30 protein-coding genes and 1 riboswitch are annotated in these 24,483 nt (G+C 36.4%); of the genes, 5 read left to right on the forward strand and 25 right to left on the reverse strand.

Annotated elements, in window-relative coordinates:
• Nucleotides 1-341: 341 nt before the first annotated feature.
• From sufB to B494_RS0110605, 10 genes are all read right to left on the reverse strand, one after another.
• A complete protein-coding gene (sufB, locus tag B494_RS0110560) occupies nucleotides 342-1,739 on the reverse strand; it encodes a Fe-S cluster assembly protein SufB (RefSeq protein ID WP_017472367.1) in 1,398 nt (465 codons plus the stop codon).
• 27 nt (nucleotides 1,740-1,766) lie between these two features.
• Nucleotides 1,767-2,213: a Fe-S cluster assembly sulfur transfer protein SufU gene (gene sufU / locus B494_RS0110565; RefSeq protein ID WP_017472368.1), complete on the reverse strand. Its 447-nt coding sequence runs from the start codon at nucleotides 2,211-2,213 to the stop codon at nucleotides 1,767-1,769.
• Nucleotides 2,203-3,423, reverse strand: a complete 1,221-nt coding sequence (locus B494_RS0110570; protein ID WP_017472369.1) for a cysteine desulfurase — start codon at nucleotides 3,421-3,423, stop codon at nucleotides 2,203-2,205. Before B494_RS0110570 ends, sufU begins: the two co-directional genes overlap by 11 nt.
• The gene (gene sufD, locus B494_RS0110575; RefSeq protein ID WP_017472370.1) at nucleotides 3,424-4,731 is read right to left on the reverse strand and encodes a Fe-S cluster assembly protein SufD; all 1,308 of its coding nucleotides are present in this window, start codon (nucleotides 4,729-4,731) and stop codon (nucleotides 3,424-3,426) included.
• 16 nt (nucleotides 4,732-4,747) lie between these two features.
• Complete coding sequence (gene sufC, locus B494_RS0110580; RefSeq protein WP_017472371.1) at nucleotides 4,748-5,533, reverse strand: Fe-S cluster assembly ATPase SufC; 786 nt, start codon at nucleotides 5,531-5,533, stop codon at nucleotides 4,748-4,750.
• 595 nt (nucleotides 5,534-6,128) lie between these two features.
• The gene (locus B494_RS19925; RefSeq protein ID WP_241211417.1) at nucleotides 6,129-6,422 is read right to left on the reverse strand and encodes a transposase; all 294 of its coding nucleotides are present in this window, start codon (nucleotides 6,420-6,422) and stop codon (nucleotides 6,129-6,131) included.
• 187 nt (nucleotides 6,423-6,609) lie between these two features.
• Complete coding sequence (locus tag B494_RS21160; protein WP_017472372.1) at nucleotides 6,610-6,798, reverse strand: YuzK family famiily protein; 189 nt, start codon at nucleotides 6,796-6,798, stop codon at nucleotides 6,610-6,612.
• Between the two features lie 185 nt (nucleotides 6,799-6,983).
• A complete protein-coding gene (locus B494_RS0110595) occupies nucleotides 6,984-7,805 on the reverse strand; it encodes a MetQ/NlpA family ABC transporter substrate-binding protein (RefSeq protein ID WP_017472373.1) in 822 nt (273 codons plus the stop codon).
• A 73-nt stretch (nucleotides 7,806-7,878) separates the two neighbouring features.
• On the reverse strand, nucleotides 7,879-8,544 hold the full coding sequence (locus tag B494_RS0110600; RefSeq protein ID WP_017472374.1) for a methionine ABC transporter permease: 666 nt from the start codon (nucleotides 8,542-8,544) through the stop codon (nucleotides 7,879-7,881).
• Nucleotides 8,537-9,562, reverse strand: a complete 1,026-nt coding sequence (locus B494_RS0110605; protein ID WP_017472375.1) for a methionine ABC transporter ATP-binding protein — start codon at nucleotides 9,560-9,562, stop codon at nucleotides 8,537-8,539. The genes B494_RS0110600 and B494_RS0110605 overlap by 8 nt, the downstream gene beginning before the upstream one ends.
• 106 nt (nucleotides 9,563-9,668) lie before the next feature.
• A riboswitch (SAM riboswitch) is annotated at nucleotides 9,669-9,780 on the reverse strand.
• Nucleotides 9,781-9,900: 120 nt separating this feature from the next.
• On the opposite strand from B494_RS0110605, the gene B494_RS0110610 reads away from it, so the two are divergent.
• The gene (locus B494_RS0110610) at nucleotides 9,901-10,314 is read left to right on the forward strand and encodes a TlpA family protein disulfide reductase (protein ID WP_017472376.1); all 414 of its coding nucleotides are present in this window, start codon (nucleotides 9,901-9,903) and stop codon (nucleotides 10,312-10,314) included.
• A 234-nt stretch (nucleotides 10,315-10,548) separates the two neighbouring features.
• Here B494_RS0110610 and gcvH read toward each other — a convergent pair whose 3' ends face one another.
• Together gcvH and B494_RS0110620 are read right to left on the reverse strand one after the other, a co-directional pair.
• Nucleotides 10,549-10,935 (reverse strand): glycine cleavage system protein GcvH, encoded by a 387-nt coding sequence (gcvH, locus tag B494_RS0110615; RefSeq protein ID WP_017472377.1) that lies wholly within the window; start codon nucleotides 10,933-10,935, stop codon nucleotides 10,549-10,551.
• Between the two features lie 11 nt (nucleotides 10,936-10,946).
• Entirely contained in the window at nucleotides 10,947-11,300 is a 354-nt protein-coding gene (locus tag B494_RS0110620) for an arsenate reductase family protein (RefSeq protein WP_017472378.1), read from the reverse strand.
• 154 nt (nucleotides 11,301-11,454) lie between these two features.
• On the opposite strand from B494_RS0110620, the gene B494_RS0110625 reads away from it, so the two are divergent.
• Entirely contained in the window at nucleotides 11,455-11,709 is a 255-nt protein-coding gene (locus B494_RS0110625) for a hypothetical protein (RefSeq protein ID WP_017472379.1), read from the forward strand.
• A gap of 16 nt (nucleotides 11,710-11,725) precedes the next feature.
• Complete coding sequence (locus B494_RS0110630) at nucleotides 11,726-12,046, forward strand: spore coat protein (protein WP_017472380.1); 321 nt, start codon at nucleotides 11,726-11,728, stop codon at nucleotides 12,044-12,046.
• A 337-nt stretch (nucleotides 12,047-12,383) separates the two neighbouring features.
• Here the strand turns inward: B494_RS0110630 and B494_RS0110635 are convergent, their stop codons facing one another.
• Nucleotides 12,384-12,590: a copper ion binding protein gene (locus B494_RS0110635; protein WP_017472381.1), complete on the reverse strand. Its 207-nt coding sequence runs from the start codon at nucleotides 12,588-12,590 to the stop codon at nucleotides 12,384-12,386.
• 20 nt (nucleotides 12,591-12,610) lie between these two features.
• Nucleotides 12,611-12,919, reverse strand: a complete 309-nt coding sequence (locus B494_RS0110640; protein ID WP_017472382.1) for a metal-sensing transcriptional repressor — start codon at nucleotides 12,917-12,919, stop codon at nucleotides 12,611-12,613.
• Between the two features lie 380 nt (nucleotides 12,920-13,299).
• Between B494_RS0110640 and B494_RS0110645 the strand changes: the two genes are divergently transcribed.
• The gene (locus B494_RS0110645; RefSeq protein WP_017472383.1) at nucleotides 13,300-13,707 is read left to right on the forward strand and encodes a Fur family transcriptional regulator; all 408 of its coding nucleotides are present in this window, start codon (nucleotides 13,300-13,302) and stop codon (nucleotides 13,705-13,707) included.
• 140 nt (nucleotides 13,708-13,847) lie between these two features.
• On the opposite strand, the gene B494_RS0110650 is transcribed toward B494_RS0110645, so the two are convergent.
• The 11 genes from B494_RS0110650 to B494_RS0110700 all read right to left on the reverse strand — a co-directional run bounded on the left by B494_RS0110650 (nucleotide 13,848) and on the right by B494_RS0110700 (nucleotide 23,681).
• A complete protein-coding gene (locus tag B494_RS0110650) occupies nucleotides 13,848-14,267 on the reverse strand; it encodes a universal stress protein (protein ID WP_017472384.1) in 420 nt (139 codons plus the stop codon).
• A gap of 61 nt (nucleotides 14,268-14,328) precedes the next feature.
• Nucleotides 14,329-15,252, reverse strand: coding sequence for a M14 family metallopeptidase (locus B494_RS0110655; RefSeq protein WP_017472385.1), 924 nt, complete (start codon nucleotides 15,250-15,252; stop codon nucleotides 14,329-14,331).
• Between the two features lie 56 nt (nucleotides 15,253-15,308).
• Entirely contained in the window at nucleotides 15,309-16,472 is a 1,164-nt protein-coding gene (locus B494_RS0110660; protein WP_017472386.1) for an acyl-CoA dehydrogenase family protein, read from the reverse strand.
• Between the two features lie 307 nt (nucleotides 16,473-16,779).
• Nucleotides 16,780-18,012 carry a methyl-accepting chemotaxis protein gene (locus B494_RS0110665; protein ID WP_017472387.1) on the reverse strand — a complete coding sequence of 411 codons (1,233 nt, stop codon included), beginning with the start codon at nucleotides 18,010-18,012 and terminating at the stop codon, nucleotides 16,780-16,782.
• Between the two features lie 109 nt (nucleotides 18,013-18,121).
• Complete coding sequence (locus B494_RS0110670; protein ID WP_017472388.1) at nucleotides 18,122-18,478, reverse strand: response regulator; 357 nt, start codon at nucleotides 18,476-18,478, stop codon at nucleotides 18,122-18,124.
• A gap of 21 nt (nucleotides 18,479-18,499) precedes the next feature.
• A complete protein-coding gene (locus B494_RS0110675) occupies nucleotides 18,500-18,961 on the reverse strand; it encodes a chemotaxis protein CheW (protein ID WP_017472389.1) in 462 nt (153 codons plus the stop codon).
• 130 nt (nucleotides 18,962-19,091) lie between these two features.
• Complete coding sequence (locus B494_RS0110680; RefSeq protein ID WP_017472390.1) at nucleotides 19,092-19,556, reverse strand: chemotaxis protein CheX; 465 nt, start codon at nucleotides 19,554-19,556, stop codon at nucleotides 19,092-19,094.
• 193 nt (nucleotides 19,557-19,749) lie between these two features.
• On the reverse strand, nucleotides 19,750-20,733 hold the full coding sequence (locus B494_RS0110685; protein WP_017472391.1) for a siderophore ABC transporter substrate-binding protein: 984 nt from the start codon (nucleotides 20,731-20,733) through the stop codon (nucleotides 19,750-19,752).
• A gap of 305 nt (nucleotides 20,734-21,038) precedes the next feature.
• Entirely contained in the window at nucleotides 21,039-21,797 is a 759-nt protein-coding gene (locus B494_RS0110690) for an iron ABC transporter ATP-binding protein (protein WP_017472392.1), read from the reverse strand.
• Nucleotides 21,791-22,738 (reverse strand): iron chelate uptake ABC transporter family permease subunit, encoded by a 948-nt coding sequence (locus B494_RS0110695; protein WP_017472393.1) that lies wholly within the window; start codon nucleotides 22,736-22,738, stop codon nucleotides 21,791-21,793. The genes B494_RS0110690 and B494_RS0110695 overlap by 7 nt, the downstream gene beginning before the upstream one ends.
• Complete coding sequence (locus B494_RS0110700; RefSeq protein ID WP_017472394.1) at nucleotides 22,731-23,681, reverse strand: ABC transporter permease; 951 nt, start codon at nucleotides 23,679-23,681, stop codon at nucleotides 22,731-22,733. Before B494_RS0110700 ends, B494_RS0110695 begins: the two co-directional genes overlap by 8 nt.
• 262 nt (nucleotides 23,682-23,943) lie before the next feature.
• Here B494_RS0110700 and B494_RS0110710 point away from each other — a divergent pair, with 262 nt between their 5' ends.
• Entirely contained in the window at nucleotides 23,944-24,369 is a 426-nt protein-coding gene (locus tag B494_RS0110710) for a BrxA/BrxB family bacilliredoxin (RefSeq protein ID WP_017472396.1), read from the forward strand.
• The last annotated feature ends 114 nt before the right edge of the window (nucleotides 24,370-24,483 follow it).

Here is a 24,483-nt window from a genome sequence, read left to right on the forward strand (position 1 = left end):
TTTCACAATATATTTATCCAGAAAAAAACAAACCTTCAAATCAGTGGCGGTTTCCGTTGTTCTTCAACAGATTGGTAGCTGAGTGAATCAGGAGATAAGCATCCGTTATCGCCTAAACAGATGACCTCTGGTCTGAGACAGGCGTTTTACAGAGATGGGTATCTGTGATAAATAAAAAGCCAAATGCGATTCTGCTTGAAGCAGGACTACATCAGATAATTATCTTGCTGTGATTGAAACAATAAAAGAAGACGAACTGATAAAGTTCGCCTCCTACTTAAGACAATTTAAAGTTGGCACGACATGGTGCGATCAACTTTTAATATATATGTTTCTGTACGTTAACCGATAGAACCTTCCATTTCAAAGCTGATTAATCGATTCATCTCAACTGCGTATTCCATTGGTAATTCTTTTGTAAAGGGTTCGATAAAGCCCATTACAATCATTTCAGTCGCTTCTTCTTCTGAAATTCCACGACTCATCAGATAGAATAATTGCTCTTCTGATACTTTAGAAACTTTAGCCTCGTGTTCTAACGAAATATTCTCGTTAAGAATCTCATTATACGGAATCGTATCTGAAGCCGATTTATTATCCATAATTAACGTATCACATTCAATATTAGAACGCGCACCTTCTGCCTTACGTCCAAAATGAACAATTCCTCGATATGACACTTTACCACCCTGTTTAGCAATGGACTTAGATACAATCGTTGATGATGTATTCGGTGCAAGGTGCATCATCTTTGCCCCTGCATCTTGATGTTGGCCCTTGCCAGCAAGTGCAATAGAGAGTGTCATACCACGAGCGCCTTCACCTTTCAATAAAACAGCTGGGTATTTCATCGTTAATTTTGAACCAATATTTCCATCGATCCATTCCATCGTTGCGTTGGCATCACAAGTAGCACGTTTAGTTACGAGGTTATAAACATTATTGGCCCAGTTTTGAATAGTCGTGTATCGACAGTAAGCATCTTTTTTAACGAAGATTTCAACGACAGCACTATGAAGTGAGTTCGTGGTATAGACCGGTGCTGTACAACCTTCAACATAATGGACAGATGCACCTTCATCAACAATAATAAGTGTTCGTTCAAATTGCCCCATATTTTCTGAGTTAATTCGGAAATATGCTTGTAGCGGTGTATCTGTTTTCACACCCTTAGGTACATAAATAAATGATCCACCTGACCAAACCGCAGAATTTAATGCAGAAAATTTATTATCAGTGTAAGGAATGACTTTACCAAAATATTCTTTAAACAGTTCTTCATTTTCTTGTAAAGCGGTATCGGTATCTTTAAAGACAATACCTAACTCCTCTAAGTCTTCTTTCAAATTATGATAAACAACTTCAGATTCATACTGTGCCGATACACCGGCCAAATACTTTTGCTCTGCTTCAGGAATACCAAGCTTATCAAACGTTTGTTTAATTTCATCTGGCACTTCATCCCAAGAGCGCTCTGAACGTTCTGATGGTTTAACATAATAAGTGATTTCATCAAAGTCTAGCTCAGATAAATCACCACCCCATTGTGGCATCGGTTTGCTATAAAAGTGTTCAAGTGCTTTTAAGCGATAGTCTAACATCCATTGTGGCTCTTCTTTCATTTTAGATATTTCTTCAACTACTTTTTTCGTTAATCCTCGTTCCGTTCGAAAAATCGATACATCTTTATCATGAAAACCATATTTATATTCGCCTACTTCAGGTGCGTTTTTAGCCATGATAGCCCCTCCTTATTTCATATAATCTTATTTCGAACCCTGATCCTGATCAACAGCCTTCTCCATTGCCTTCCAAGCTAAGGTTGCACATTTAATACGGGCTGGGAATTTAGCAACGCCTTGAAGCGCCTCAATATCGCCTAATTCTAAATTCGTTTCATCTTGTTCTTGACCGAGCATCATATTCGAGAAATATTTAGACATTTTCAGCGCATCTGCTATCGGTTGACCTTTGATCGCTTGTGTCATCATCGATGCAGAAGCTAAACTAATTGAACACCCCTCGCCCTCAAACTTTGCTTCCTTGACATAGCCATTCTCAATCATTAAATGTAATTGAATACGGTCGCCACAGGTTGGGTTGTTCATTTCTAATGTTAAAGCCTCTTCAGACAGTGATCCATGATTTCTAGGGTTCTTGTAATGATCCATAATGACTTGCCGATATAACGTATCCAAGTTATTAAAAGACATCTCCGAAAAACTCCTTCGCTTTCTTTAATCCAGTCACGAAACGATCAACGTCATCTTCTGTATTATAAATATAAAAGCTAGCTCGAGCTGTTGCAGTTACTTTCAACCATTTCATTAAAGGCTGAGCACAATGGTGTCCGGCTCGAACAGCTATTCCTTCACTATCTAAAACAGTTGCGGTATCATGCGGATGAACATCAGTTAGGTTAAAAGTGATTAAACCTGCGCGTTTTTTAGGACCATAAATATCAATACCATCTATTTCTTCTAACTGGTCCACCGCATAAGCCGTTAGCTGCTGTTCATAAGTCGTAATTTGATCAAGTCCTATCGCTGTCAAGTAGTCAATCGCTGCTGCCAGTCCAACCGCGCCAGCAATGATAGGTGTACCACCCTCGAACTTCCACGGTAACTCTTTCCACGTCGAGTCATAAAGATCAACGAAATCAATCATTTCTCCACCGAACTCAATCGGCTCCATTTGTTCTAACCATACTTTTTTGCCATATAACACGCCAATACCCGTTGGTGCACACATCTTATGTCCAGAAAAAGCATAGAAATCACAATCCATCTCTTGCACATCAACTTTCATATGAGGAACCCCTTGTGCACCGTCAACCACAATAATTGCTCCGTTTCGATGAGCAAGCTCAGCTATTTCTTTAATTGGATTGATTGTACCGAGTACATTAGACACATGGGCGATCGCAACAATCTTAGTAGCCGGAGTAATCGTTTTTTCAACATTGGCTAGCGTTACGGTACCATCAGCCTCTAATGGAATGAATTTCAATGTTGCACCGGTTGCCTTTGCTACCTGTTGCCAAGGAATAATATTACTATGATGCTCCATTTGTGTAATGACAATTTCATCACCTTCAGTCAAATTGGCTCGACCATAACTTGAAGCTACTAAGTTGATCGCAGTTGTGGTTCCACGTGTGAAGATGACTTCTTCATCGTATTGTGCATGAATAAATTGCTTAACACGCTCTCTAGCCCCTTCATATTGCTCAGTTGCCCGTGTTCCAATTGTATGCACACCGCGATGTACATTAGAATTGTTTAAAGTATAATATTGATTCACTGCATCAATGACCTGCATTGGTTTTTGTGACGTGGCAGCTGAATCCAAATAAACCAGTGGATGACCATTAACTTCTTGGTTCAAAAGAGGAAAATCTTCACGAATCGCTTTCGCATCCATTTAGTATACTTTCCCTTCAATAACATCTGTTAATTGCTCTCTTACCTCAGGAATTGGTATTTCATTAACGACAGGTGCAAGGAAACCATGAATGATTAAGCGTTCTGCCTCCTGTTTAGAAATCCCTCTACTCATTAAGTAATAGAGTTGAACAGGGTCAACACGACCAACAGATGCAGCATGTCCTGCTGTAACGTCATCTTCATCAATTAATAAAATAGGATTGGCGTCACCTCGCGCATCTTTGCTTAACATTAGCACACGAGATTCTTGCTCTGCGTTTGCCTTCGTTCCACCATGCTCAATCTTACCAATCCCATGAAAAATCGCTGTAGCACTGTCTTTCATGACGCCGTGTTGTAAAATAATACCGTCTGATTGTTTACCATGATTGACAATCTTAGCGGTAAAGTTTTGTGACTGATCACCACGTCCAACCGACACGGCCTTCGCATAACAAACAGAATGATCACCTAATAGGTGGGTAATATTTTCAGAAACCGTATTCCCATCATTCATTTGTCCAAGCGCCCACTCAATTTTAGCATCGCGTTTAGCAATCCCACGGCGATTCATATATGCCGTTGTTCCATGGGCAAAATGGTCAACCGAACCAAATGATACAGTGGCATTATTTTCAGCAATAACTTCTGTAATGACGTTAGCTACTGTTTTTGTTTCATCATGGCTTGATAAATAGTTTTCCACATAAGTAACTTGACTATTTTGTTCAGCCACAATAATGACATGGTTGAATAAGGCTAACTGTGCATCTTCCTGCCAAAAAATAGCTTGTAACGGTTCTTCAATCACAACATCTTTCGGTACATAGAGGAAGACACCTCCGTTCATTAGAGCTGCGTGTAAAGCTGTCAATTTATGTTCATCAACAGATACCGCTTCTGTCATATAATATTTTTGGACAAGCTCAGCATGCTCATGTAAAGCTGTAAAAATATCTGTGAATATGACACCTTGTTGCTTTAATGTTTCAGACAGTTGTTGATAACTATTTGACTGATTACGCAAAACAACTAAATTTTGCTGATTCGCCCTCGTATTCACAAACTTTTTAATGTTTTCAGGTAACGCATCTAAACTTGCAATTGTTTTTACTTCTGCTTCATGCGCAAAATCAGAAAAATTCCAGCGCGTTATATTCGTTTTATCCGGCTTCGGCATGTCAAGCTGTTCTGCTTTAGCGAATGCATCTTTACGAAGACGTTGCATCCATTCTGGTTCACTATGTTTACTTGAAAATTTTTCAACATATTCTTTATTATATTGATTTAATACTTCAACAGACATACAATCCCTCCTTACTTTAAGCGTCTACGCCAACTGTTTCGTCTTCAATGCCTAATTCTTGTTTAATCCAATCATAACCTTCACTTTCTAAACGTTCAACCAACTCTGGACCACCCGATTTAACAACACGTCCCTGCATCATTACATGAACATAGTCAGGTGTCACATAATTCAATAAACGTTGATAGTGTGTAATAATTAAGCAACCAAATGCTTCATTACGCAATTTATTAATCCCTTTTGATACCACTTTTAGTGCGTCAATGTCAAGACCAGAATCGATTTCATCCAAGATGCCGATCGCTGGTTTTAATAACATCAACTGAAGGATTTCGTTACGTTTCTTTTCGCCACCAGAAAAACCTTCATTTAAGTATCTTTGAGCCATATTTTTATCCATATCAAGATAATCCATAGCTTGATCCATTTCTTTAATAAATTTCATTAATGGAATTTCGTCTCCCTCTTCACGATGGGCATTAATTGAAGAACGAAGAAAATCAGATGTCGTTACACCACTGATCTCACTTGGGTACTGCATTGCTAAAAATAGACCAGCTTTAGCACGTTCGTCTACTTCCATCTCAAGCACATCTTCACCATCCATTAAAATGCTACCTTTTGTCACTTCATATTTTGGATGGCCCATGATTGCTGAAGCCAATGTTGATTTCCCTGTTCCATTTGGTCCCATTATCGCATGGAATTCTCCACCTTTAACGGTCAAATTTACACCTTTTAAAATTTCTTTACCTTCAATTTCTACATGAAGATCTTTAATTTCTAAAGTTGATCCACTCATATCTATACCTCCAAGAAAAATAATATATAATATTTTGAAGAATAGTTTAATTTTAACTTTAACCATTCTCACTTTATTCTCATTACAATCTTATACTATTTCAAATCTAATATCAAGATTTTAAAACGAATAAACTACACTTTTTAAACCTTAGAGTAAAAAAAGTAATAGTTATTTTCTATTTTAACATAGACACGCTTTTTGTTCTCCTTATTATACTATAAACTGAAACGATCGATCCTATCCTAAACCATTTAATCAAGACAGCTTAGATTTAAATGCAAGTAAGACACTTTTATATGAGGATAAAACAATATGTAGAGGTATAAAACAGGCTTCCATCCGTCTGACTTCTTTACTAATTTTGGTTCTCTGTCAAAGTGGTGTACTGTTCACTCCACCATTCATCTTTGTTAAAAGCTTGCTAAGCCGCAGAGGGAAATATACTCGCTTTCCGCGGACGAACGCCCAAGCCTCCTCGCAAAGACCGCTGTGGGGTCTCGGTCGCCCGTTTTTCTGCAGGAGTCTCGCATATTTCCTCTGCTATGTGCTATTTCAAACGAGAGCCTTTTTAACCTCTTGTTGCCATAATATTTTATGTTTCAAACGTTGAAAATTTTTGATGCCAAGAGTCTCGCTTTAAAACCTTTATCGTATTGTTTATGCCTTCGATATAACCATTATTAAATGGATACATGAACGATTGTAAGATCGCTTGTTTCCAACGTATAAACGTTTTTCTTACGCGGTGAAATGCATCAATGTTAGAAGCACGCTTCCATTCTAGACAAGCCGCCATTCCTTTTCTAGCTATCTTCTCATCACTTGTCTTAAACCATTCATCTAATTTGTTCATTACCTCATACGTTTCTTTTAAGCGTGGATCCATTTGTAAAAGCTTCTCAACCTTTTCTCGTTCTTTCCCTGACAATTTATAAGGGGGACTTCCACAATTATTTCTTACTCCGTTAGTATAGAGCCCTAATTTTTCATCTTATCGCACAAAAAAGAGGCTCACCCACTACAAAGTCATATATTGCTGACATTGGTGAGGAAAGCCTCTTTAAACTACATTATTAACGATGTACTTGTCGATTCATTTCGTTTACAAGGTACATACCCTGTTGATGACTTTTTTCTCGTTGTTTTTCTACTTCAATACGCTTCTCGATATCTGCTTCATATTTGGCAAAGCAACAATTATGTGTTTGATGCATTGCTTTTTCCATTTCGGTTGTATAATTTAGTTCCAATTTACTAACCATCGTAAGATAATCTTCCTTTCTTTTTACTGACAACAATTAGTATAACATTTAGAAAAACGATAGCCAAAGTGGATTGAGCAGCACTTGAACCGATTTAGCTTATTGACCGTTCACTTAACGAAAATATAGATTGAATTGTTAGAAAATAAACATTTTCCTTTAATTTTGTTCGATTTACTTACAAATTACCCTTCAGATCCTACAGCAACAACTTCACCATTGTATTTTTCTATAATAAAATTCTGAATGGCTTCAGACTGTAAGACTTCGACTAATTTTAATAAGTTTTCGTTGTCTTCATCCTCAGCACGTGCTGCTACAATATTTACATATAACGAGTCAGAACCTTCAACAAATAATGCATCATCAAGCGGTGAAAGGCCTGCTTCAATTGCATAGTTTGTGTTAATGGCAATCAGTGCATCTTGATCGGATTGATAAGCCTCAATCAATAGCTCTGGATTGACATCTGGCGAGAATTCTAGCTCTAGTGGATTGTCAATAATATCATCTACTGTCGCTTCTGATCGTTCAATATCATCTGCTAATGTAAGTAAACCGTTAGCTTCAAACAATGCTAAAATACGTCCGTGATCAGGAACATTTCGACTAATAACAACCTCTGTTCCAACTTCTATATCGTCAATACTCTCTATATTTTGTGAATAGACACCCATCGGCTCAACATGAACACCACCTAAGTTAACAAGGTCATAATCATTTTCCGCAATTGATGTCTCTAAAAACGGCACATGTTGAAAGTAATTTGCATCTAATTCGCCTCTTGATAAATCCTCATTTACCAAACCATAGTCTGTATATGTTTCAATTGTTAACGTTATCCCCTCTTCTTCTAGAATCGGTGCAGCTTCCTCTAACACTTCAGCATGTGGAACACTTGTTGCCCCAACTTTAATTTCATTTGTATCTGCATCATCTTCGCCACCACATGCAACGAGTATTAAACTAATTAAAACAAATCCTAACGCGATTAATCCTTTTTTCATTTTTCATTTCCCCTTTTCTATTTTTTATCTATGTTTGCCTTTGTTAAAGGCTGACACACACTTTTGACCATAGCTAGCGCTTATCTAAACGCTTCGTGATCCAGTCCCCAATAAATTGAAAAATAAAGACAATAATCACAATGAGAACCGTACAAACCAAAACAATGTCGAAGTTTCGACGTGTAAAACCATAGAAATATGCATAATCACCTAAACCACCTGCTCCAATCATACCTGCAATAGCTGTATAACCAACTAAAGCAATTGATGTCACAGTCAATCCTGACACTAAAGCAGGAATGGATTCTTTCAACAAAACTTTAAAGATTATCGTTGACGTTTTCGCCCCCATAGCTTGAGCGGCTTCAACTACACCTTTATCAATCTCTCTTAATGCTATTTCAACTAATCGCCCGTAAAACGGGGCGGTTCCGACAATTAAAGCGGGAATAGCTGGTGTTGTTCCACGAAACGTCCCAAACAAAAAATTAGTAACTGGGAAAAGTAAGAAGATTAAAATAGCAAACGGGATCGCTCGAAAAACATTAACAAATGTAGCAATAATAAAATGAACATATTTATTTTTCCAAAGTCCACTTGGTGAGGTTAAATAAAGCAATAACCCTAAAAATAAACCAAGGATAAGCGCACCAATCAATGCGACAATCGTCATATAAAAAGTTTCACCAGTTGCTTCTACTAAATCTGGCCAATCTACATTTGGAAATAAATCAGTCATTTGCAACAACCTCCACTTCTATTGAAGTAGAATCCATATATGCAATCGCTTGACTGACCACTTCATCAGTACCCGTTACTTGAATATATAGTGAGCCATATGCACCTGCCTGCGTTTGTTTAATGTTTCCTTGTAAAATATTAAGTTCCACATCATATTTTTTAGCCACTTGACTAATAAAAGCTTGATTCGTTGACTCACCGACAAATTGCAGTTTTAAAACTTTTCCTGAATTAACCTGCTGAATAAAAATGTCATCTGCCACTTCATCATCTGGCTTACCCATCACTTGCTCAACAAACTTTTTTGTTACAGGTTGTTTTGGATGTGAAAAAACATCGAGTACGGATCCTTGTTCAACAATACGACCCTCTTCCATAACCGCAACATTATGACAAATCTTTTGAATCACATGCATCTCGTGAGTAATTAGGATAATCGTTAATCCTAATTTTTCGTTTATATCTACTAATAACGATAAGATTGAATCTGTTGTCTCAGGGTCCAGCGCTGAAGTTGCTTCATCACACAAAAGAACTTTAGGATTATTAGCTAATGCGCGAGCAATGCCAACACGTTGTTTTTGACCACCACTTAATTGGGCCGGATAAGCATCTTCTCTTCCTGTCAAACCTACTAATTGAATGAGTTGATCGACACGTTCGCTTCGTTCGGCTTTAGATAAACCTGCTATTTCTAAAGGAAAAGCAATGTTTTCCCTTACCGTGCGAGACCATAATAAATTAAAGTGTTGAAAGATCATCCCTATCTCCTGTCGTGATAAGCGAAGATCTCGTTTACTTAGTGCTGTAATGTCCTGGTCATCAATTAAAACCGATCCAGCACTTGGTTCCTCTAAACGATTAATCAAGCGAATAAAAGTGCTTTTACCTGCACCACTATAGCCAATTATGCCAAATATTTCACCTTTATTTATTTGAAGGTCAATTTGATCAACAGCTTGAATCGATTGATTTGATGTCTGAAACACCTTTGATAATTGATCAATTTTTATCATTTACTTTCCCCCACTTCTCTCTCTATCACTATTAAAAAGCGCCTCTCTGCTCTCCTTGAAGAGAACAGAAAGACGCTGGAATGAAAAAAATATAGGTCTTCTTGTTCTCTTATCTGCCAAAGCATAACTGCTTCGCAGGAATTGGCACCATTTTAAACAAAATGTTTAACGGTTGCCGGGCTTCTTCGGGCCAGTCCCTCCACCTCTCTCGATAAGAGCTCGAATTATTTAGTTATTTAACAGTGATCTTAGCATGTGTTTGCTATAGTGTCAATTGGTTTTCAGCATTTTTTTTTGATGGTATACTTTAGTCAATAATTAGAAAAGGATGAGATCCTGTGAGAGCCCCCGATTTCTGCTTACCATACATCGATAGAGAGCAATATTATCAACTGAGTGATCAACGCGGAAAAATTGTTGTGTTAACCTTCTGGGCTTCTTGGTGCCCAGATTGCAGCAATGATTTACCTATAAAAGAGCGCCTTTATCAAAGTATCGATCAAACAAAAATGTCATTCATTACAATTAATGTTGTTGGTAGAGAACGAGATCCAAATGAAGGGATACGTTATTATCAGAAATTTCTTAGTCAACCCACTTTAGTTGACCAAGGGATTGATGTTTATCGTAAATACAATTGTTTAGGTGTTCCAACAACTGTAATCATTGACCAAAAAGGTTATATTATTAAACAATTTACTGATAAAGCAAAGCCACTTGATATTATGGAGACCATCGGAGAACTCATTTAATGTAATAGAAGCATTAGTATTTAATGTAATAAAAACGAAGGATCTATTTATTTACGAATGGATCCTCCGTTTTTGATCTTATTTCTTTTATTTTTCTCCGGACCTCTGTTGTTCTACGTTAACAAATGATAACGTGTTGAAAGAGGTAGAAACTACGAAATCAACGTCCCTAGCCTCCAATTACAACATGCCCACATATTTGGTAAAAGGCGCATCTCTGTACGTTTTACACGGTTACTCTTTTTCACTTAATTGTTTTTGATAACTTTGCGAGTCCAAAAGTTGCTTTAATTGATCAGGATTTGCCGGCTTGATCTGAATAAGCCAACCTTGTTGATATGGTGATTCGTTAACTAATTCAGGTGTATCTTCTAAAGCTTGATTCACTTTAACAACTTCACCATCAACTGGTGTATAAAGCTCAGATACAGTTTTAACTGATTCCACACTTCCGAAAGAATCTGTGGCTGACAATTGCTCACCTTGTTCAGGTAGTTCAACAAACACCACATCACCTAACTCATCTTGAGCATGATCAGTTACACCAATACTGATGAAATCACCTTCTTCTCGAACCCAAACATGCTCATCCGTATATTTTAAGTCATTTGGTAAATCCATGGTCATCCTCCTTATTTCCATGTTTGTTCAAATTGCTTTTCATTAAAACCGACTGTTACAAATTGCTCACTTACTGTAAGTGGACGTTTTATTAACATGCCGTCTGATGCTAACAAACTTAATTTTTCATCATCGGTCATATTAGCCAGTTTATCTTTCAAACCTAACTCGCGATATTTTTGACCACTCGTATTGAAAAATTTTTTAATTGGCCATTCACTTTTTTCAATAATCGTTTTTAACTCTGCTTTAGTGGGCGGTTGTTCAACGATATGTATATCATGGTAATCAACACCTTGATCCTCAAGCCATTTTTTTGCTTTACGACATGTCCCACACTTAGGGTAGCAATAAAAATTAATCACAACTCTCAACTCCTTCAATCGATAAATTCATTTTATTATCAGTATAGTTTTATGTTTAACATTTTACCAATCATCTGCACCAAAAGAACATTGCATATTTTACCCGTTATAAGCCACATTATGATTATAACGTTATTTTAAAGGAGGATTCAATATGCAACACTATAATCAAACGAACAATAGCTCAATACCACAACCCCCTGAGATGATAAGTTCCAAAGACCTTTTGTATTTAACTGACATGATGTCTTGGAATTTATCGGTAATAAAAAAGGCCAATTTTCTAGCTAAGGATTGTAAATTAACCGAAACCAAACAAGCATTAGACCAACTCTGCCAAATGCACGAACGTCACTATCAAGCATTACTTAATTTCACCAAAAGCCACAATAACCAAATGGTTCACTAAAAGGAGGAAGAGATAGATGCAAACAAATAAAGTACAAAACCCGGAAACCCCAATTGAAAAATCTTCACAATTAAATGACCGGGATATTATCAATGATTTACTGGCTACTGAAAAATATATGACAGATGGTTATTGCACTGCTCTTAATGAAGCAAGTAACCATGCTTTATATGAAGATTTACTTAAAATATTTACTGAGACTCAAAATCAACAACGACACTTGTACAACCTCATGTTTAAAAATGGCTGGTATAGTTTAGATAAGGCAGACACCCAACAAATCACACAAGCAGTTAATCAATTTACCGACTACATGAATCAATTTCCTGTTCATTAAATTTGAATTTGCTTGAAAATAGTCATGAGGAGTCACAGAAACTGTTCAACTCGTTCACATCGACATCATGTAGTTAAAACATAGCTAAAACAAAACCGAATCCCCTATTGGGTAGGATTCGGTTTTGTTTTTCTTATTTTCTATTGTATAGGTATTATCAATCGCAAAATAATCAGTATTATGTGCATGGTAGCTATTCTGAATAAAACAGAAATAGAGACGTTCTATTCTCAAGTTTAGGAGTGCGCTTTACAACCCACCACCTGTGATAAATACTTCCTAAGACTTTAGATCATCTAACATTTGTTCCCACCTATTGAAAGGTGGGAACAAATCGTTACACCACTTGATAACCTTGCTCTGCTATTGTTTCCTCTAGTTTTTGTTGACTTACTTTACTTTCGTCATAAGTTATATTTACCATGTGCGTTTCTAAAGTAACTTCAGCTTTTTTCACACCTAATTCTTGCAATGCATGCTCAATATTCTTCTTACAATGTTGACAAGACATACCTTCTACTTTTAATGTCAGTTCCTTCATCATTTACACATCTCCTATCGCTTTTATGATTTGTTAAATTGTTTAATAACTTGCATTAATTCAGTAATTGTTTCCTCTCCTGTACCCGTCTTGATAGCATCAGCAACACAATGGTTAACATGATCCTCCATCATCGCGAAACCAACTTTCTTCAATGCAGCATTAATAGCTGAAATTTGCACCATCACATCGACACAGTAACGATCATTTTCAACCATCTTATGAATGCCTCTAACTTGACCTTCTATTTTTTTAAGACGATTTAATAACAGTTGCTTATCTTTATCAGATCGATGATTTGTATAGCGTTCTTCATTATTATTTCCACTCATCATGATATCACCTCACCCCTTACTATACCCCCCTATAGTAGGTGTGTCAAATATTGAAGCGAAATTATTCTTATTTGTAATCCCATCCCTTTAGCTACAATCCATACAAGTACGGTAGATTTGTCTATTTAAAAGGTTTATCAGCAATTAAGTCATAGCGCAGGCTATTTTCTATCAACCATCACTTATGTTATTATTTAATAGAGAACGGACGCTTCTCAGTCACTATTCACTATATCTCAGTTTCGTTGTTAAACTTTATTGAGCGGTTTAAATAAGTTGGATCATGACGATGAAAACTTATTATATAAATATAAGTTAGCGTTATTTAAGGATTAACATAAAAAACTCATTCATTTAACAAGAAAGAAGGTGATCTCATGAATGTCAATGAGGCATTAACTATTCTAAAAAAAGCAGGTTACAAGTATACGGATAAACGTGCGATTATTTTGGAGTTTTTCGCCAAAGAAGATCGTTACCGTACCGCAAAGGATTTATTGACTTATATGGAGCCACATTTTGAAGGAATTAGTTTTGATACCATTTACCGGAACTTACACCTATTTGATCAACTTGGCATTTTGGAATCAACTGATTTAAATGGGGAAAAACATTATCAAATCACATGTGCAAACCATCATCATCATCACTTTATTTGTAAAACGTGCGGGACAACAAAAGAGATCCACGCCTGCCCAATGGACAACTTATCTAGTGAACTGGATCAATTCATCGTTGATGACCACAAATTTGAAATTTACGGCTTATGCCCCGCATGCCAATAAGTAATAAGCAAGTGCCGTTTGTTACTAGCACTTAACGCACTTTAAATGCTTAGTTGATTTTTTAAATACGTAAAGGAGTTCTAGATGTTTATGTTTTAGAACTCCCTTCCCTTATTCAAATGAAGTAAGGATTTTTTCTACTATTTAACAATCATTACAGGACAATTGGCACGCTTAGCCACTTTATGACTGACGCTACCGAGTACCATTTCTTGTAAGCTATTTAATCCTCTACTTCCGATTACACAAATATCAACATCGTGTTCATTAGCAAACTTAACAATCGTAGGTCCGGGATCACCATGGAGAATTTTTATTTCATAAGCGATGTGAGCTTGTTTAATTTTTCGTTCTGAAATGGTTAGCTTTTCTTTCCGACTTTTATCCAATTCACTTGCACTCCAATAATGAGTAGCGTCGGCTTTTGATGTTGCACCATCGACAACATATAACATTGTTATTTTTGCATTTGGGTTGTTCTCAGCAAGTATTAAAGCCTTTTCACAAGCACGTATAGCATATTCTGAACCGTCTGAAGCTAACAAAATATGATTGAACATAACATCACCCTTTCAACTCACTATGATAATTATCTTTAACCTAAATGAAATAAAAGTAAACCTAATTATCCATTCTTTTTCTAATAAGATGCTCAGCTATCGTGTATAAAACCAATTCATTAGCTTGGAATATTTGTTTATATAAATGTAATGGTACGGGCTGTGGACCAACACTTGGTGCTATTTCGATCGTAAAGCTTGGCTTTTTATAAGTTGTTAGAAACCAATCTGTAAATCCACCGCCACTTGGGTTATCACTCGGGTTAATTAAACGATAGCCTGTTGTATCCGCTAAAGCTTCTGCTAACGGTCGCAATTGCTTTTCGGCAATTTCCTCATTTAATCGGTAACGCCAAAATATTTCTTCACCAGATGAATGGTATGCAATGGCTACATCAATATTTCGCTTTTTCACAAAATGATAAACAGCTTGAACTTCTGGCTCAGATAATGGCTTGTAACCTTTAAAGTGACTAGAACTTGGTGTACTTGGACTTCCATCAATGGATTTCCAATCTGTCGGGTATTGTCGATTCAAATCAACACCACGATTATTTGCTTTCCAACCTGTAAAATCTGTACTTCCCTTATTCCACTTCAGTAGTGTTTCAGCATTGTCAAAGCTGTTTAGACCCTCTTGAGCAAGCGTAACACCATCAGGGTTAACCATTGGAATAAACCAAAAACTCACCAACTTCAACCAATCTTTTCTAATAGTCAACCATGGCCAACTATTATCTTGCAAAATACGAAAAATAAAATCAACAAGTAGCGTAGTTGTCATCCATTCCCTAGCATGATGCGCCCCATGACACAAAATTATTTTTTCCCCAGTGCCTATTTTAACGGCTAAAATCTCTCGTTTTGCTACTGAATAACCAATTGTTTCTAATCTCACCTCATTAACATATTGTGTAGCTAAATAGCTTAAATCGTCTTTTAAACATTCGAAACTATAGGTTCGATCAGGATTAAATTTCATCATACAATTAAACACCCCTTTATATGATTATGAAGTCATCGGGGGTGTTTAGTACGTTTTTATTCTGATATTGCCCGTTTAGCTAATATTTGTATAACCATATCATCCATCGGCGGATTATGTAAGCCTGCTCTTACATCGCGATAATATTGTTCAAAACGATAAGCTTTAGACAAACCTCTACCTCCAACGATGCGCATAGCCAAATCTACGACTTCATTAGCTATATTAGTCGCAATCGTCTTTACCGCTGCAAGTTCAGCACTTAACTGTTGGCGCTGATCGAGTGAGCGTTGATCCCATTCTTGAGCAATTTGATACATAAAACAACGTGCTTGCATTAATTTAAGATCCATCTCACCAATTTTTTGTTGGATATGAGGCACCTCAGCAATAGGGGTTTTTAAGCTATTAGGTTGGAAATCCTTAGCGAAAGCAATCGCATCATTTCTTGCTGCTATAGCAATTCCTAAATAACAAGCTGGGATGTGTAATAACCAACCTTTTGCCTTTTTAGTGCTAGCTTGCTTATTTAACTCTACTAGCATCGTTTGACTAACTCTAACTTGATTAAATACAATATCGTCACTTCCAGTACCTCTCATCCCTAGGGTGTCCCACGTCTTATCGATCGAAACGCCAGTTTGATCACTTTTAATTAAGAACGAACCGACTGTGTCTTGATCTTCTACATATGCCGAAACGATAAAGTAATCAAGAACCGAAGCCATTGTCGAGAACGTTTTTCTACCAGTAATCAGATAATGATCCCCTTCACGTTTAGCTATTGTCTCAGGAACTCCACCACGTGTCGGGCTACCCGTTGCTTTTTCAGAAGCAATACGATTGACTAAAATTTGCTTGTCTGCTACTTTTCTTGCAAACCAGTCAAATGTTTCAGCTTCCCATATTTTATCTTCTGCTAATTCTTTAACAATACCTAGATGCCATCCTATAGATAAAGCAGTCGCTCCATCCCCCACAGCTAACCTTTCCTGCATTAGTAAAAATTCGTATAATGATAAAGCTTCACCATTGTACTCTGTAGGCAAGGTCAAGGATAGATAACGTTCGGCACGCAAATCATCGATATTTTCCTGAGGTAATTGGGCAGAAGCTTCAGCGATATGCACACGTTGCTCGACTTTTGCGGCTATACGACCAGCCTTTTCAACTAATGTGCGTTGACGATTATTTTTTATGTATGTTTCAAACATTTGCATTTGTTTTCCTCCTTTATCCTATCCCCATTTATTTTATCACAGATAACCGTCCGTAAAACACCCACCTTAAAATAGAGAACACGATTATATTTATATAGGTCGGTAATAACGGACGGTAATAGCCTAATTTCCAGTTAAGGTAGTAGCTTTTTCTTATCATTAGCTCTTTGAAATTTCAACAGCGACGAATCCTGCTCCTTTGTGACATTTTATCCTTCACTAGCATATTGGAGCAAAAAAAATCAAAAAGGGAGACTCATTTAAGCAGTGAGCTCCCTTTTTAAAAATCTATTATAAGTATGGTTAACTACATAAACAAATCAGCAATGTTTTTCTCAAAATTTTCCTGCATTGCTTTAATCTGATTAACTGATTGTGATAGGCGTTCAGCTGCTGAATCTGCTTCTGCAATACCTGCTGCTGACTCTTCAGATACACTGGCAATATTAGTAATCGAATCATTAATTAGTTTGGTCCCATCCAATACATCATAAAGGGAATTTGCAATACCGGTAATTTCTGATTCCATATTGTTAATGATGGTGTTTAAATCTTTAATGGTTTCACCTGTTGTTTGAATTTGTTGAGAACCTTCAGTTACAGCTTGATAACCTTCTTCTAATACCGAAACAGCGGCTGTTGATTCTTCTTGAATACCAGTTGTTGTCGTTGTAATATCATTAACAGATAAACTGACTTGTTCAGCTAGTTTACGAACTTCATCAGCGACAACAGCGAAGCCTTTACCATGCTCTCCTGCGCGAGCCGCTTCAATAGCAGCGTTTAAAGCTAGTAAATTGGTTTGTTCCGCAACTTCCTGTATGACAGTCACAAGCTTAGTGATTTTTAATGTCATATCATCTAAACCTCTTACCTTATCTAATGACTGTTTAATGGTCTTGTCAATGATCATCATCTTATCTACAGATTGATCCATGAGCTCACGGCCTTCAGTCGTGATATCAAGCATTTTTTTAGATTCGCCCTTAATGTTCTCCCCGTTTAATGAAACGGTCATAATCGTATTGGTAAACTGTTGCATCGTCTCCGTCAAGGTCGCTGCTGATTGTGCCTGCTCATCAGCACCGCTTGATATTTCTTGCATGGTAACTGAAATGTTTTGGCTATCCTCATTTAATACATTGACACTATTATTAAGCGTATTTGTTTGTATATTCATTTGGTCCGTTAATTTAGAAATAAAATTGTACATTTTTTTAAAGTTTTCATGAACCTCATTAATTGTCCTGTCTATATCATGGAGTTCTTTATTGCTAATCGTTCCCTCTGGCATATCCCCCATATCCTCACTAGCTAAAACAGTTAAGCGCTCTTCTAATAATTTAAGATCTTTTTGTTGAGGCTTTCCTATTAAGAAAACGAGCCCATAGCTAACTATAATGGCAGCTACGATCACTAATAAGTGGTCTAGGCTTAGTTGATCTAATATATCTAATGTGAACACGCCATAACCAAATGCTAAAAGATAGAGAACGCTTACTATTGTAGTTAAAATAAAAACATTTGATTTTGATTTCATTAATAACGCCCCTTTTGTATGTATATTTGCTTAATAATAAATGAACAAAACGCAAAAGATTTCACTATTCTTTTGCGCTTTAATAATGATAAGTTCCCTTAAATCTTGATTAAAAGATTTTCTCTAGAGCTTGTTTAATCCGTTCTTGATCAAACGGTTTAACAATAAAGTCTTTGGCGCCAGCTTGGATTGCTTCTAACACCATTTGCTGTTGTCCCATCGCAGAGCACATAACAATCGTTGCATCTGGATGATCCTTTTTAATTTCTTTTACTGCTTCTACACCGTTCATTTCCGGCATAGTAATATCCATTGTAACAAGTTCAGGCTTAAGTTCATTGTATAATTCAATAGCATGTTGTCCGTTCTCAGCCTCACCTACTACCTCATGTCCGAGTGATTCAAAAATATTTTTCAATTGCATACGCATAAACGCTGCATCATCAGTTACTAATACACGAGCCATTTCTATCTCTCCTTCTAAGTCTTATTCTTCTTCTACAACTTGTTTTACTTCATTTAATTGTTCGTAGTTTAATACATAAGCTAAATCAATTAATAATAATAAACGATCATCTAATTTAGCTACACCATGTAAAAAATTGGCATTTACACCTTTAATCGTTGTTGGTGCAGGTTCAATAATCGATTGATCAATATCAATTACATCAGAGGCCTCATCAACTATAAAACCAACTGAAAGATCGTCAACTAAAGATACAAGCATACGCGATTGATCTGTTTGTTCTGAATCAGGCAAGTCCATTCTCTTTTTCAAATCAATCACGGGAATTACTTCACCACGTAATTTAGTAATACCTTCAATGAAAGTAGATACTTGAGGTAAGGATACGACTTCTTGTAATCTCTCAATTGAAACAATCTGCTGAATACTTGCACCATATTCTTGGCCCTTTAATTGAAAAACAATATATTTTTCAGTACTCATACATTTACTCCTTTACTATTAAAATAGTAGACCTTACTATCGTCAATTTGACCTAGACATGTGTACTTATGTTTAAGGATACCCGCTTTAGCTAGATAAATCAATAATGATTTATGTCCTAGCTACTAAGTTATTGATTTAGTAGTAAGTGAACAGCCATTTTTTGGTCAGCATGATAATTAATTTCTACTAATAGTGCCCGCTTAAAGCCGGATAGCTTAGCATCGCCTTTTAATACTGTAGGGTGTGTAATGTCTGTTACAATCGATACATCTGCTAAATAAGTCGCCAAACTACCAGCTATCATATTACCAAGTTCACCAGCAAATGACTCAAGCATCTCTTCTGATAAAGGCATACCAAACATTAATTCGCCAATCTCACTGAAAAAAGCATCCGTTGATTGCAAAACGAGCTCACCTTTAATACCCCCAGTAAAACCAATCATAACACCAAACTTAACAAGTAGCGGTGGCTCTATTAATTGTGGTGCACCAACCTCTGGTTCAAGTGGGACAATTTTTTTTACTGCATAAATCGTCCCATTATAGACCTCTTTAATAATTTCATTGATGTTCTTATCTCCAGTTGCCAATATAATTCTCCTCCCCCTAAGACTTAATAGCTCTTTCTGTTAAGTCTTAATACCTATCTCTTTTTCTTGCTACTTCTATTTTCGGTAGAAAGGTCGGATAAATTAAGTTTTTTTTATGACATTTTCAATAAATAAGCTTTTCGAACTAGTAAAAAAGGAGGTTAACCACAATTTGGTTTACCTCCCATTTCTTTTATTCTATACCTTGTTTAATTTCTGCAATCATTTGTGTAACAGATTCGACACCACCACTTGATAGATACCAATAATCTGGTGTTAAGTAGACAATTTGATCCTCTTGAGCTGCTGTTGTTTGATTAATCAACGCATTGTCTAACGTCGTTGAAGCTGTATAATCACCACCCGTTACGGCATTACGATCCATTACAAATAAGTAATCAGGATCCATCTCAGCTACATATTCAAAACTAATACTTTGGCCATGTGTTGCTGCCTCAATATCTAAGGCAACGGGTTCTATTCCAAAATCATCATGAATAATGCCAAATCGCGATCCAGGTCCATAAGCATTAAGGGCACCATCATTTGTTAGGACAATAAGCCCCTTTTCATCTTCTGGAACATCACCTACAAGGTCTTCTAAATCAGCATTAACTTGCTCAATAGCTTCTTGAGATTCGTCTTGTTTATTGAAAATTTCACCAAGTAATGACACATTATCAGCAAACGATGACATATAGTCACTTTCGTCAACACCCATATAAATAGTAGGTGCCAGGTCAGTTAAGTCATCATAAGCTTCTGATGTACGACCTGATATAATAATGAGATCAGGATCAAGATTAGCTAACGTTTCAAAATCTGGTTCGAATAATGTTCCTGCATTTTCATAGGTATCTGCCTCAAATTGGTCAAGATAACTTGGAATATTGGCCTGTGGAACAGCTGCAACATCAACACCTAAATAATCTAATGTATCTACTGTACCAAAGTCAAACACCACTACTGTCTCTGGGTTTGTTGGAACAGTTGTCGTTCCTAGTTCATGTTCAACCTCAATTTCACTTGGTCCTTCATCTACTTCCTCTTGGTCATTCGAATCTTCTTGTACTTCACCATTGTCTGTCGTACCTGTTGTATCTTCTGTATCTGAACCGCATGCTACTGCAAAAACAGCTAACATCACTAGTAACATAAATAACATGATCTTTTTCATTATTAATAACCCCTTATCTCATAATATTTTATTTAAATAGATTGTATTGTTGTCCAGTCTACACCATTAATACAGCTTACTATTTGGGCCCAACTGTTGTTTTTATAGTGTGACTTTATAAGCACAATCTTAATTAAAACATAGTTAATAAAACAAACTTTCAATCAGCCGGTGTTTACATTATTCTCTCACTGATGACCTTGAGAGAATCAGAACATTAACTCCCGTTATCTCCCACCTAATTAGATGATCTCTACGCTCTATTTTGGAGGGAGGATGTTTTACGAACGGTTAGCTGTGATCAATCAAGTAAAATAGAGACATATACGACATTGGTCAATATCCTGTATTTTAATATCCATATCGTATACTTGTTTTAATACACCATTATTGATGATCGCATGCGTCTCGCCTTGTTTAATAACCTTGCCATCTCTTAAAGCGACAATATGATCAGAGTAAACCGATGCAAAATTAACATCATGTAACACAATGATGACCGTTTTCCCTAGATCATCTACTAAACCTCTAAGCACCTTCATAATTTGGACAGAATGCTTCATATCTAAATTATTTAAAGGTTCGTCAAGCAATATATAATCGGTATCTTGGGCAATAACCATCGCGATATAAGCACGTTGTTTCTGCCCACCGCTTAATTGGTCCAAAAACTTATCTTCCATTTCATGAAGTTCCATATAAGTGAGTGCACTATCTATCATTTTTTGGTCGAATTCAGTTAATTTCCCTTGAGAGTATGGAAAACGCCCAAAACTCACCAACTGTCTAACCGTCAGTCGAACATTGATATGATTTGACTGCTTTAGAATCGATAATTTTTTAGCCAGTTCTTTATTATTTGCAATACTCACTTCTTCACCATCAATTAAAACTTCCCCATGATCTTTAGCTATAAGTCGACTAACTATCGAAAGGAGTGTGCTCTTCCCAGCCCCATTCGGACCAATAAAGGATGTTATTTTACCTTGAGGAATGGTCATCGATACATGATCCACAACGAATGTTTCACCGTATTTTTTTGCAACTTCTTTTATCTCTACCATGTACGATTCTCCTTTAATATAAGATATAGGAAATAGACGCCTCCAATTAAGTTAATAATCACACTTAACGTTGTAGAAAAAGCGAATATTCGATCAACAATGAGTTGTCCGCCAACAAGTGCAATAATACTAATTAATATAGCACCCGATAATAACACAGCATGTCGATATGTCTTAAACATTTCATAACAAACATTTACAACAAGAATACCAAGAAACATAATCGGTCCAACGAGTGCTGTTGCGATAGAAATTAAGATCGCTACCACAATCATCAATCGTCTAACCAAATAATTGTAATCAACACCTAAATTGATCGCATGTTCTTTACCTAAAGAGAGGACATCTAAATATTTATAAAAACGTAAGAAATAGATAAATACTATCGTTAAAAAAAGAATCGACATATATAATAAATCTGTTTGGACATTGTTAAAACTGGCAAACATCCGATTTTGTACGTTTAAGAACTCGTTTGGATCAATCAAAACTTGCATAAATGTTGATAAGCTTTGAAAGAACGTCCCGAAAATTAAGCCAATAAGTAATAAGAAATAAATATTATGTCCTTTTTTAAATAATATCTGGAATAGTATTAAAGCAAAAAAAATCATAATTGCTACCGATAATAAATAATTTATATTTTGGTCAGTTGCTGTTAAACTCGTCGAGCCATAAAAAAAGATAATAAAGGTTTGAATCAACTGATACAAAGAACCTAATCCAATTAAACCGGGGGTTAGAATGCGATTGTTCGTAATCGTTTGAAAAACAATCGTGGCAACAGCTATAACAGCACCGGTTATGACAATAGCTACTATTCGACTAGCTCTTCGTGATAAGATATAACTCCAATTCCCTTGAAGGCCAGCAAATAAATAGATCACAATAAACAATATGGCAAATACAGCAAGTAAAGTTAGCTTCATTCGATTACTCATAGACATTTCTCCTCATGACGAGATACAGGAAGATAAAGCTTCCAATTACCCCTACAACCACACCAATAGCTATCTCATAAGGAAAAATAATTACTCTTCCTAAAATATCACATGCTAATAAAAAGGTTGCACCTAATAAAGCGGTATGTGGCAAACTATTCTTTAAATGATCACCATGGTAAATAGATACCAAGTTGGGCACAATTAAACCAAGAAACGGTATCATTCCAACCGTTAATAAAACAACTGATGTAATCAGTGCGACCATCGTTAGCCCAACATTCACAACGAGACGATAATTTAGGCCTAAATTTTTCGAGAAATCTTCTCCTAAACCCGCTATGGTAAAGCGATTAGCAAATACATAAGCGAATATCACCAATGGGATACTCATATAAAGCATTTCATATCGCCCTTGAAGGATCAGGGCAAAATTCCCTTGTAACCATGAAGCCATATCTTGGATTAAATCATTTTGATAGGCAAAAAAAGTAGTGATGGAATTGATAATACTACCAAACATCAAACCCACGAGTGGAATAAAGACTGGATCTCTAAACTTGATTTTATCAAGAACTTTCATAAATATAAAAGTTCCTACAAGTGAAAAAATAAATGCAACTAGCATGCGTTGCATCGGTGTAGCACTACCAAACAACATCATTGCGATTAGTATACCAAAGCGGGCAGAATCCATTGTTCCAGCAGTAGTTGGTGATACAAATTTATTACGACTTAACTGTTGCATAATCAAGCCACAAATACTCAGACCAAAACCAGCCATCATTATACTTAACAAACGTGGCACACGACTGATCCAGATAATTTGGATTTGTTGCTCTGATAAGGAAAATAGATCTGATGGATTTAGAGGCACAACACCGATAAACACAGAAAGTACCGATAAAATGATTAAAATGGGTATAATATACTTCAGCTTCATAAAAAAATCCTTCTAAAAATAGTTGTATGATAATGAGATTCATTATCAATTAGGTACCTCTATTCTATCATCAATTGAGAATCTGTCAATTGCCTATTGATTTAAAAGTTAAAAGTTTACTAAGTTTTTATACAAATGTGTTAGAATAAATGAGGGGAACGCCTTAATGATCACTGAGCAATCTATGTCATGGTCATTTGGCAATTTCCTTTATCTTAACGATACATTAAGCTATGATGATGATAAAAGGAGTGAATGATTAATGGATGCATACCAAGCTTATATGCGTGAAGTCTCACAACCTATGCGAGACGAACTAACAGAAAATGGGTTTCGAGAGTTGACAACAGTAGAGGACGTTGATCAATTCATGACAGATGTAACAGGACGGTCGATTGTTCTTGTTAACTCTGTATGTGGCTGTGCTGGTGGTCTAGCGCGACCAGCTGTGCTTTATGCCGTTAATGAAGGTGGTGTTAGCGCTGATCACTTAGTAACCGTATTTGCGGGACAAGATCGTGAAGCCACCGCTAAAATGCGAGAATACTTCGGAGATATTGCACCGTCTTCTCCTTCGATTGCGATTTTAAATGACAATAAAGTACAACATTTTATTCCGCGCGAAGAAATTGAAGGCGCTGATGTCGATAGTGTTATCAAAAATATTATCACTGGGTTTAAGTCTTAATATCGATAACCAAGATTATTATAATTGATAACCCAACTTTCATGTGTGAAAGTTGGGTTGATAAGCAAATATGCTAAACAATTAGAAATGGGCTGGGACATAATAAAAATGATG

It is taken from the genome of Amphibacillus jilinensis Y1 (assembly GCF_000306965.1).
Classification (GTDB): domain Bacteria; phylum Bacillota; class Bacilli; order Bacillales; family Amphibacillaceae; genus Amphibacillus_C; species Amphibacillus_C jilinensis.